This is a genomic window from Psittacicella hinzii, from assembly GCF_003585935.1.
In the GTDB taxonomy this organism is placed as follows: Bacteria; Pseudomonadota; Gammaproteobacteria; order Enterobacterales; family Psittacicellaceae; genus Psittacicella; species Psittacicella hinzii.
Genome location: NZ_NRJG01000128.1, coordinates 1 through 10,685, shown reverse-complemented (window position 1 = coordinate 10,685; position 10,685 = coordinate 1). Strand labels below are relative to the sequence as shown.

The window sequence follows — 10,685 nt, the reverse complement described above, 5'->3', positions numbered from 1 at the left end:
AAAGCTAAGAATAAATTCGTATTATTCCCTAGAATAAATCTACTTTGATAATATGCCTTTTTCCTCATAGGAATAAAGAATATTACGAGTTTTTAGTTTGCACTTGCAACCTGCAAATTGCATATTCAATGATATACAAATCAAGCTTATGCTATTTTTAGGGATTTATGAAAGGTTATTCTTCTATGTATACAATCTATTATATAACGAATATCCGCAGATCAAAAAATTTCATCTTAAAATCTTGAGATGATTTTAAAGTTACTGTAATTTTCTTTGTAATCTAGATAGTTAAAATTTATCTTTCCTTTTATCTTTGATTACGTTTATATTATAACCTATTGGCTTACACTTTTGCCGATAAACATCTAAAAAAATTGTGGTTATTTCTAACCACCTCTTTTTACTAAAGCCCAAGAGTGACTTTAGCGTCTAACAAAGGATTATTTATGTCTTTAAACCTTGATAATTTTGTCCTTGTGTACAGTCATACCTCCCATCCTGGTAATTTAGGCTCTATTGCTCGTGCTGCCAAAAATATGGGGATTAAAAATATACGTTTAGTTAATCCTCAAGCAGATAAGGCAGATCCAGCTGCTCAAGCTAATGCAGCAGGAGCGACTGATACTTTAGCACAAATGACAATTTATCCAGATATGGCTAGTGCTTTGGCTGATTGTCAATTAGTATTTGCAACTTCGGCACGTCATCGCGCTTTAAATCCGCTGATTGTTGCACCTAGCCAAGTGGTACAAATTGCTAAGCAAGATTTAACCTCACAAGAGCAGCAACAAGCTAAAATCGCGATTCTTTTTGGCACTGAAAGTTCAGGATTATCTAATGATGAATTGCTATTAGGACATTATCACGTAGTTATTGACGCTAATCCTGACTATACTTCATTAAATTTAGCGATGGCTACTTTATTACTTTGTTACGAAATACGTCAACAAGTAAATAACCTAAACCGGCAAGAGCATGACTTAGTCCTATCTTCTGTAAATAGTGATAACCATCAGAACGATCAAGCGCAAAAATCGTTTATTGATCCAAACAACGATCTAAATGCTAATCTTGAGAAAGCCGAATTAGCTAGCATGGAAGATTATCACAAGTACTTCCAACGTTTAGAAGACTACTATACACAAATAGGCTTTATTCAACATAGTATGGTAATCCCACGGCTAAAATTACTCTATATGCGAGCTAAACTAACTAAAAAAGAAATCGATCTCTTACAAGGGATGTTAAGCGCTAGCATTAAAAACACTGCAAAATAGTCACAATAAAGAGAGTTGGTATTAAAAGGTACAGCAACTGTAATTAAAACTTTTAATTAGTAGTCTTCCTCTATGTTATGCTTTGCCACTAGGGCACTTACTAATTGCTCAACTTCCTCTTCATTGTCTGGTTGCGCTTCTAAAGCATATTCATCATTTGCCCAAGCACCTAGGTCAATTAGTTTACAACGTTCACTACAAAATGGACGATGAGGATTAGTTGTTGAATAAACTATTTCTTTGCCACATTGAGGGCAAGCCATTTTTAATTCTTCACTCATATTTAATACGGAAAAAGAGAGCGTAAGCTCTCTTTTTTATGATTTTTTAGTTGTTATTTCACTATAAAGGTTTTCAAATTCTTCATCAGCACGTCTTTGTGCTTCTAAAGCTCGACCTTTCATTACTAAATCTTGTTGATTCTTTCTAAAGCGTTTAACAGTGCCATCCATAATGTAACCGTTGATCTTAGCAACTTTGCTAATTAATTCAGTTTTAGTTACATTTTCGTTATTGAGGATAATAAAATCAGCATACTTAGCACGTTGTTCATTAGAAGCTTGAGTATTGAGAATATCAACAATAACTTTTAGATTAGCACTAGGATCTCTTTCTAGAGCACGTAGGATTTGAGTTTGGCGGTCTGCTTGTACTACTATTACTTCATTACAATCGCGCCATAACCCTTTTTCAATAAGCAACGGCACATCCCACAAAATGTAATCTTTGGTTGACTGAGCAAACAATTCTTGTTCGCGTTGTCTAATAAACGGGTGGGTGATCTTTTCTAACTTTTCTCTTGCAGCGTTCTTTTTCGGCGTATTACCAAAAACTAAGTTGCGTAAAAGTTTACGATCAATCGGACGTAAAGCTTTAGGATTATTTGGATCCGCTTTACCGAGAATACCTGTACCAAATTCAGCCACTACAGCTAAATAGCATGGATGACCAGGTTGCATTACCTCACGTGAGACTTCATCTGAGCTCACTACATCACAATCTCCCATTAAACGGAAGAATGAAGCTACCGTACTCTTACCAGAAGCGATACCACCTGTCAAACCGACAATTGGTTTATTAATTTGCATAAGTATAAATAGCAGTTTTGATAGCCAAAAAGTACTGCATTAAATTGAGGTATGACTTTAGCAATTAAAGCTTAAAGCCGTTAAAAACTGTTGTAGATACATATACACTTACATCACATAAGTTTAAGATTATTTTATCTTTAAATATTACCTAGCTCAATAGCAGGGTGTCAATATCGATAAACTTGATATATCTATAACGTTAAAACTTACAAATGAGGGCTTTCTTCCTAGAAATAATCTAACCAAAGTACGAAGTTGGTACTGAATTGTTATCTCTAGTACAGCTTTATAACAAAAGATCGTTAAGTTTTTGCTCTAAGCTTGCCATAAACAAGGTCTCCAAATCGTAAAAATAAAAAATTTTATTCTTTGTTATAATAATCGAGATTATTTTTTTACCTTGAGACGAAAAAAGTATTATGAAACTAACCGTTAAAATTAAAGATAGAGATATGCAAGAGCTTGCCAAGCTCCAGCAAAAAAATTATCTTGACTTGGTCAATCGCGCAACTCCGCGTCAGATTGCTATCCAGTCAATTATTACCATTGTTTATGAAGAAATCTGTCGTAATTTACGGGTGTGGATTCAAAATATCTTCTCGCCGTTCATTACCGCATTTTTATACTTCTTAATTTTTGGTTATATTCTTGGCTCAAAAATTGGTACCATTAATGGCGTATCTTACGTATTCTTCTTAGCACCAGGTTTCTTAATTATGTCTGCAACTAATGCAGCATTTGGGAATGGTGCTTTCCCTACGTTTATGCGTAAGTACTTTAAAACCATTCAATATATTCAATCTGCTCCTCTAAACGTTCATTCGTTTATTATCGGCATTACTTTTTCAGGAATTCTCCGTGGTGTAGTAATTGCTCTACTTATTTGGTTAGCAAGTATTATTTTCACCGGCACTTTAGCATTATACTCACCAGCTTTAGCTTTACTTACTTTAGTACTTGTATGTGCTATTTACACTTTAGCTGGCATGATTAATGCTATTTACGCTAATACCTTTGAACAAATTAACTTTATTCCTACTTTTGTTCTTACACCTTTAACTTATTTATCTGGTATTTTCTTCGAAGTTTCAAGTTTACCTAAGTTTTTTGCTACTTTAAGCTTATTTAACCCAGTAGCTTATGTTGTAAGTGCATTCCGTTATGCGTTCTTAGGAACTACAGCCGTTAATATTGTGGGTAGCTTACTATTCTTTGTAGGCTTAATTATTGCCTTATACTTCTACGTGTTCTATTTATTAAGAACCAAATTAAATATTAAATAAATTCGCAAAAGAGAGACCTCACGGTCTCTCTTTTCTAATTTTACTAGATGCTAATCGCAACTTTAAATTAAAACTAAGCTGTATCCAAAAATGATACAAACTAATGCAAAATATCAGCCATTTACCTTAACTATTTTGCAAACCAGTTACTAAGTCAAAATTTAAGTGCGGGTCATTTTGGCTTTGATCTAATAAGAATGCAGCGTTATCAATTGCTTGGGCAGATAAATCTTCATGTCCGATTAAGCTTGCTAAAGCATTAATTCGTCCCTCACTATCTAAAAGACGCATGCGCGTATTTACCGTACCTTCATCATTCCATTTTTCTACTTGAAAATGATTATTAGCATAAGCTGCTACTTGTGCTAGGTGAGTAACACTAATTACTTGAATACGCTTAGCTAATTGACGAATAATACGTCCAACAACTGTCGCGGTTTTACCAGAAATACCAACGTCCACTTCGTCGAAGATTAAAGTGCCATTGTCTAAATGACTTGCGGTTAAAAGCTGGATCGCTAATGCAATACGTGATAACTCACCCCCCGAAGCCACTTTGTGCAACTCTTGCGCTTGTTGTCCTAAATTCGAATTAAGCATAAAACGTACTTGATCCGAACCGTCCTGACTTAAAGTGTTAGGATCATAAACGACATCAATATAAAATTGTGCATCTTTCATATTTAATTCGTTCATAATCTCTTCAACTCGAGCACTTAAGAGTTCAGCTCCTTTACGACGAGCATCACTAAGAACTTTAGCTTTACTAATATAATCTTTACGCGCTAATTCAAGATTAGCTTCTAATTCTTCTTGATTACCTAAACTTGAATTAAGTTCGCTCAGCTGTTTTTGAATATCTACTGATAAAGCATATAGCTGTTCAGGAAGAATATTATTTTTCTTAGCAATAGTGTTGTACTCGTGCATGCGAGCTTCAACTCGTTGCATATCTTCGGCAGCAAAATCAAACGAAGAGATATTTTGCGCTTCAGTAATTGATTCTTGAATATTAATCAGCGCTTCATCTAGCATGGTTGCTAGGTTAGCGTAATTCTGATCATATTCGCTTAAGCGACGCGCGTTATTAGCAGCTTTAGTAAGCATATGACTTACGTTAAAGTTACCTTCGGATAGTAAATCAACAATCTGTTGATTGAGTTCTTGAATATGGGCTTGATTAGCTAAAATTTTGTAATTCTTCTCTAGCTCTTCAAACTCACCATCGCTTAATTTTAATTCTTGTAACTCGCGATTTTTATATTCTAAGAGCAAACGCGTATTCTGAAAATTATCGCGTTGGGTTAAATAATCTTCGTACTCTTGCTTTAACTGGGCGTAATGTTGATAGGCTTGTTTTACCTCTTGGACTAAAGGTTTTTGATTAACAAATCTATCAAGTAAAACTAACTGATAACTAGTTTTAAGTAAGAGCTGTGGTGCGTGCTGTCCGTGTAAATGCACTAAATACTGTGTTAATTCCTTTAAAAAAGAAATTGATACAGGATGTTCATTTATATAAGCTTTAGACGGACCACTAGCATTAATAATACGGCGAATAATAACTTCGGTTGGTTGTTCCGAATCTAATAAAGATTTTTCTTCTAGCCATGCATAAGCAATAGAATCTTTATCGATTGAAAAACTCGCACTTACTTGTGATTGCTCACAGCCATTACGGATCATCCCCACATCTGAGCGATAACCCATACACAAGCTTAGAGCATCAATAGCTATAGATTTACCAGCACCAGTTTCCCCTGTAATTACGGTCATGCCACTGGTTAAATCAATATTTAAAGAGCGAATAATCGCAAAATTATTTATATTTAATCCGGTTAACATAATAGATGTAGTTAAAACAGTCTACGCGACCAATTTAATTTTTTCGCTAATACACTATAATAGTTATATTCATTAAAATGTACCATTGGAATTTGTGCTGTAGACGGATGGATAATAATTTCGTTTTTGGTAAATGATGGATGCGTTAATAAACCATCACAATAAATATCTACCGTTTCTGGAACTGCGTCTTGCTTGAAAACAATATTAATTTCAGACGTAGCTGGAATTACTATTGGTCGTGAAGATAAAGTATGGGCATTCATCGGAGTAATAATTAACGCATGTAAGGAAGAATGTACTATAGGACCACCTGCAGAAAGGTTGTAAGCTGTTGAGCCTGTTGGAGTAGAAATAATTAATCCATCTCCGCGCATGCCAAAAGCAAACTTTTTATCAACAAATACTTCTACTTCTACAATTCGTTGATCACGCGAACCTTGAATTGCTATTTCATTAAAAATAGTTACTGAATGCGATTTTTTATTTTCCAAACATTCAGTTTCAATAAATTCTGCGCGAATTGTATTGCGATATTCTAAATAGTAGTTGGCAGGATCAAGAAGTTTTTCGAGATATTCTGAAATGTGTTCAGGGTCTATATCAGTTAAAAAACCTAAATTCCCTTTATTAACTCCGATTAATGGAATATCGTGCCCCGAAAAACGTAAGGCTGCACGCAGCATATTTCCATCACCACCTACCACGATAATTACATCAGCAAATTCAACTATTTCTTGTTCACTTGCAAAGTCAGCTGTAATAACTTCTGGTAAGAAATCTTGCAGCTGTTGATCGACGTAAACCTTTAAGTTTCTTTGCTTAAAAAAGCGGTAAATTTCTAAATGAGCGTTAAAGCTCTGTTGATGCCGAGGCATCCCTACAATGGCAAAATGTAAAAACTTTTGTTTGCTATCCATAAATTAAGCAAAAGAGCTAAAATAACTTTTCTCATTATAAAATAATTCAAGGATTTCTTTGCTCTTTTTACCGAAAAACTGGTAAAAAACCACGTTTTAGTTATCAAAAAAGAATAAAACTTAGAGTAACTTATTCCTTAAAGTCTTGATTTACATAAAATTTTAAGCTTGCTTGTAGTGAGAGCTATTAATTTAGTGATTTTATTAATTTAATTAGTTCTTTGGCTAAAATTACGATTACAATATTGCTCTAGAGTGCAAATAACAATAAGAACCTTTCTGTAATAATGGTACTCATGGTAACCATGGCATTAATGGTACCGGTACTAATAGTACTAATGGTACTAATATAACTATAAGCCCAATATATCTTACCTCACTAGTCGTAATTACCCTAAACCTTTAGCTATTAGCAAGATTTTTACACATTATTTTTCAGACAACCAATTAACACTATTCATCGTCAGCAGCTTCTTTTTAATTTTCCTCTAAGCTCACGACCAACGGAATCTTTATGGCACAACAAATCTCTCGCAAAACTTTGTTGACTTTAGTTAGCGCGGTTATGATTTTTATCATTATTTGCTGGCAAACTATTGTTCACCTTAATATAGATCCCTCACGTAAAACTTACCAACGTTATGGTAAAGGGATTATTGCCAAGGTATTTACTCCAAGTAAGTTAGAAGTACAACCTTTAAATCAAGCTTTACTTGCTCAACTTAGCCAACAAGCAACTAATGCAGATTTAACCTTAACCGAAAATATGCCGCTCAAAGGGATTAGCCTGCAATTAGGTTTAACTAAAGACTATATTTTAGTAGTTATCCCTCATAAAAATTTAGCAGCGGTGTCTAACATTGCCCAACTCTACCCAACTGACAATCCTAGTTACGCAGTGCATGACTTTACTTATGAACAGTTACAAAAAGTAACTTATCTGCAAGATTATAAAGTTATTCCCTTAGCTCAAGTTTTACCAACTTTAAAGGAAGCTAATGTCAGTCTATGGGTTTATTTACCAGATTCACAAACCTATTACTTACAATCGAATATTGATTTTGCGCAAATTGTTTACCAAGCTTTTAAAGTAAGTCAAATTAGTCCAGCACGTGTTAATTTTATTGATACAAGTCCTTTAACTTTAAGTCATTTACGTAATGATTTTATTCGTAAAGAAAAAGTTCCTTTTAATCTTGTATATTGGGTGCAACCTGGTTTATATATCCCAACTACTCAACCGGATGTAAATTTAAGTTACACTTCGTATATGGAGTTTGCCAATAAATTACTTTTAGATAGTACTTATGTGGTTGAAAAAACCTTTAATTTAGGTTTAAGCTATAACTGGTATTTACAAACTCTTGCGCAAACACAAATTCCAACTTATCTCTATGTGGATCAACAAGCAATTGCTAAGCCAGAGCAAATTCTTAACCTTATTCAACATAGTAGATATAAAGGTATAGTACTCGCTGATTAAAAAACTTAATTATTTACCGCCTTGGTAGTTGCTATCGATATTACTTTTTACTATGGTTACTTTTTACGCTACAATTAAAAACACGCACTTTTAATGTGCAATTATTTTAACGATTAAACTTCGCAAACTAAGAGGTCGAAAGTTTAACTTTATTCTGAGTTAATAAGCAAAATTAAGAAGCTTTCAACAAACAATAATTAGCACACTATACTTTTATAACGTTTGGGAGCTATTTTTAGTAACTCTCCACTTAGCTAATATTCTTGTCTAGGATTTAATTCAGAGTAAAATATACATACAGATAAAAAGATAAATGCAAACACTTCTTATCTGGTAGAAAATATTCAGGCTTTTTTCTTAAACTTTATTAAGTTTTTTAATCCCACAAAATAAACAGAGTATAATTATCAGTATTTACTCATTCCTAAAAGTAAAAATCACATATGCAAGAAGAGTCAATTATTACCCTTTCTGATAAGGCAGCTAAACGCGTGTCTAATCTGATCGAAGCTGAAGGGGTAAAATACCGTTTAAGAATTTATATCACCGGTGGTGGCTGTAGTGGTTTTACATACGGCTTTACTTTCGATGATAAGCAAAATGAAGATGACTTTATTGTTCACCACAACTCTGCCGATGTAGATCTAATTGTAGATCCAATTAGCTTACAATATCTGATTGGTGCTACTGTAGATTATGAAGAAGGCTTAATGGGCAATAGATTTGTCGTAAATAATCCAGCAGCTTCAAATGTATGTGGCTGTGGATCATCTTTCTCTATTTAATTTTTGCAAGTCGCAAGCAAATGCTTGCGACTTTTTTGTTATTACTTTTTTCGAAAAACCTCGAAACTTTTATTCGAAAAATCAACAGACAAAGCAATAAATTCAGATTTTTGTTTAATTTTAATTGACAAGTTGAAAATTTTCCTTTAAATTATCTAAAGATACCCAATTATTAGTCAGCAGTTGCTGACTTGTATTTTTTATTAAGTTTGTTTTTATTAAGCATTGACCTAATGCTTATTTGGTTTGGCTGACTAACTTGTATTAATACTTGTTAGTTGATTTTGAGGTTTTTATGAATCGTATTCTTTTTAGTGGTCTGATGCTTATGTCATTCTACTTTGGTGCAGGGAACCTAATCTTTGCTCCCCAAGTAGGTGTTGAAGCTGGATCGAATGTTCTAAGTGCTCTATCAGGTTTCACCCTTTCAGCAGTGGTAATTCCTTTCTTAACTCTAGTAGCAGTAACATTCACCGGTGACTCTGGTTTATCATTCTACGCTCGTGTGGGGAAAGTTTTTGGTTACGCTTTCACTATCTTACTAGTTATTTCTTTAGGTCCACTATTTGCTATCCCACGTGTGGCAAATGTGTCTTATGATTTAGGTATTACCCCATTACTAACTGATTTTACTCACAGTGAAATTGGTATTTTCTCATCATTTGGTTTAGTGTATATTACGCTTTTCTTCTTAATCAGCTATGCACTATGTTTATATGGTGATAAATTAGTAGATACTATTGGTAAATACTTATCTCCAGCACTAGTTATTTTTATCGTAGCTCTAGTAGTAACTTACTTAGTAGCTAATAACACAGAACCATCTGTGCAACCAACAGAAGCATATGCTAAAGCAGCTTTCTGGAAAGGTGCAATCGATGGTTATGGTACTCTTGACGCTCTAGCTTCGGTTATCTTCGGGGGAATTGTAATTTCAGCTTTACGTCCTAACCAAGCTACACCTATGACGGTTGTACGTCGTAATGTAATCCAAGCTGGTTTCATTGCTTGTTTCTTACTAGGTGTTATTTATTTTGGTTTAGGTTACTTAGGTAACAACGCTGTGTCAGCTGAAAAACACTCTGGTGCTGCTTTATTAACTTTCGCAGCAACTAAAGCTTTCGGTAGCGCTGGTAACTATATCTTCGCTATTATCGTATTCTTAGCTTGTTTAACAACAGCTATCGGTCTATTAAAAGCCGTTTCAAACTATTCACACAATATTTTCGATCTATTCTCTGAAAAAGGCTGGTTAGTAATCTATACTTTATCTTCAGCTGTAATTTCAATCCAAGGTTTAGATTCAGTAATTAAAACTTCTGTTCCGTTTATCTATTTCACTTATCCATTAACTATCGCTTTAGTAATTGTTACTCTATTTAACAAATTCACTAAAGAGCGTGCATGGATCTACCGTTTAACAGCATTATTTGTATTCCCATTTGCTTTTGCAGACGGTTTCAAATACTTCTCAATGTTCTTCTTAGGTTCAGAAAACGGTATTGATTTATTATCAAGCATTCGTGATTACATCCCACTAGGTCACACTGACTTCAGTTGGGTAGTTCCAATGGTTGTAGCGATTATTATCGGTGCACAATTCCCTAAAGTTCCAGTTAATGAAATTCTTTTAGGTGATAAAGAAGCGGCACGTCGTCGTCAAAAACAACAAGCAGAAGATATGTACGAAGACGTAGTTTAATTACGTTGTAACAAGTACATAAATCGAGTAGATCCTGCCTAGGTTGTATAGTTATACCTAGGACCGCGACCTCTCACACCACCGTACGTACGGTACCGTATACGGCGGTTACGTCCAAAGTCCAGAGACCTAGTACTCTGGGCTTTTCTTATTACCCTAATTCTTGTTTAAATATTCGCGATGAATTAGGTTTAGCCAAGTAAAACCAGCTTTGGCTAACGCTTCGTTAGTTAAGGCTGAGTTTAATAGACTAGAACAGAACCTATATCTGCGGCGTCCTGACCATAGTATTTTCC

The 10,685-nt window shown here is 34.3% G+C and carries 9 protein-coding genes; 5 read left to right on the top strand and 4 right to left on the bottom strand.

The genetic code is table 11. The annotated features are described in order from the left end of the window. Nucleotides 1–449: 449 nt before the first annotated feature. Nucleotides 450–1,280 (top strand): RNA methyltransferase, encoded by an 831-nt coding sequence (locus CKF58_RS06630; RefSeq protein ID WP_119532202.1) that lies wholly within the window; start codon nt 450–452, stop codon nt 1,278–1,280. Nucleotides 1,281–1,336: 56 nt separating this feature from the next. On the opposite strand, the gene CKF58_RS06625 is transcribed toward CKF58_RS06630, so the two are convergent. Together CKF58_RS06625 and coaE are read right to left on the bottom strand one after the other, a co-directional pair. Next, on the bottom strand, nt 1,337–1,561 hold the full coding sequence (locus CKF58_RS06625) for a DNA gyrase inhibitor YacG (RefSeq protein ID WP_119532200.1): 225 nt from the start codon (nt 1,559–1,561) through the stop codon (nt 1,337–1,339). A 36-nt stretch (nt 1,562–1,597) separates the two neighbouring features. Further along, entirely contained in the window at nt 1,598–2,368 is a 771-nt protein-coding gene (gene coaE / locus CKF58_RS06620; protein WP_119532198.1) for a dephospho-CoA kinase, read from the bottom strand. Nucleotides 2,369–2,790: 422 nt separating this feature from the next. Here coaE and CKF58_RS06615 point away from each other — a divergent pair, with 422 nt between their 5' ends. Further along, on the top strand, nt 2,791–3,654 hold the full coding sequence (locus CKF58_RS06615) for an ABC transporter permease (protein WP_119532196.1): 864 nt from the start codon (nt 2,791–2,793) through the stop codon (nt 3,652–3,654). A gap of 126 nt (nt 3,655–3,780) precedes the next feature. Here the strand turns inward: CKF58_RS06615 and recN are convergent, their stop codons facing one another. Then, nucleotides 3,781–5,499: a DNA repair protein RecN gene (gene recN, locus CKF58_RS06610; protein WP_119532194.1), complete on the bottom strand. Its 1,719-nt coding sequence runs from the start codon at nt 5,497–5,499 to the stop codon at nt 3,781–3,783. 11 nt (nt 5,500–5,510) lie between these two features. Then, nucleotides 5,511–6,419, bottom strand: coding sequence for an NAD(+)/NADH kinase (locus tag CKF58_RS06605; RefSeq protein ID WP_119532192.1), 909 nt, complete (start codon nt 6,417–6,419; stop codon nt 5,511–5,513). 514 nt (nt 6,420–6,933) lie between these two features. Between CKF58_RS06605 and CKF58_RS06600 the strand changes: the two genes are divergently transcribed. The 3 genes from CKF58_RS06600 (at nt 6,934) to brnQ (ending at nt 10,389) form a co-directional block, all read left to right on the top strand. Continuing rightward, nucleotides 6,934–7,902, top strand: coding sequence for a PI-PLC domain-containing protein (locus CKF58_RS06600; RefSeq protein WP_119532190.1), 969 nt, complete (start codon nt 6,934–6,936; stop codon nt 7,900–7,902). Nucleotides 7,903–8,345: 443 nt separating this feature from the next. Continuing rightward, on the top strand, nt 8,346–8,687 hold the full coding sequence (gene erpA, locus CKF58_RS06595; RefSeq protein ID WP_119532188.1) for an iron-sulfur cluster insertion protein ErpA: 342 nt from the start codon (nt 8,346–8,348) through the stop codon (nt 8,685–8,687). 295 nt (nt 8,688–8,982) lie between these two features. Further along, entirely contained in the window at nt 8,983–10,389 is a 1,407-nt protein-coding gene (gene brnQ / locus CKF58_RS06590; protein WP_119532186.1) for a branched-chain amino acid transport system II carrier protein, read from the top strand. The last annotated feature ends 296 nt before the right edge of the window (nt 10,390–10,685 follow it).

Coding starts and splice junctions, on each gene's coding strand:
- CKF58_RS06630 (WP_119532202.1), top strand. CDS start 450: ATGTCTTTAAACCTTGATAATTTTGTCCTTGTGTACAGTCATACCTCC.
- CKF58_RS06625 (WP_119532200.1), bottom strand. CDS start 1,561: ATGAGTGAAGAATTAAAAATGGCTTGCCCTCAATGTGGCAAAGAAATA.
- coaE (WP_119532198.1), bottom strand. CDS start 2,368: ATGCAAATTAATAAACCAATTGTCGGTTTGACAGGTGGTATCGCTTCT.
- CKF58_RS06615 (WP_119532196.1), top strand. CDS start 2,791: ATGAAACTAACCGTTAAAATTAAAGATAGAGATATGCAAGAGCTTGCC.
- recN (WP_119532194.1), bottom strand. CDS start 5,499: ATGTTAACCGGATTAAATATAAATAATTTTGCGATTATTCGCTCTTTA.
- CKF58_RS06605 (WP_119532192.1), bottom strand. CDS start 6,419: ATGGATAGCAAACAAAAGTTTTTACATTTTGCCATTGTAGGGATGCCT.
- CKF58_RS06600 (WP_119532190.1), top strand. CDS start 6,934: ATGGCACAACAAATCTCTCGCAAAACTTTGTTGACTTTAGTTAGCGCG.
- erpA (WP_119532188.1), top strand. CDS start 8,346: ATGCAAGAAGAGTCAATTATTACCCTTTCTGATAAGGCAGCTAAACGC.
- brnQ (WP_119532186.1), top strand. CDS start 8,983: ATGAATCGTATTCTTTTTAGTGGTCTGATGCTTATGTCATTCTACTTT.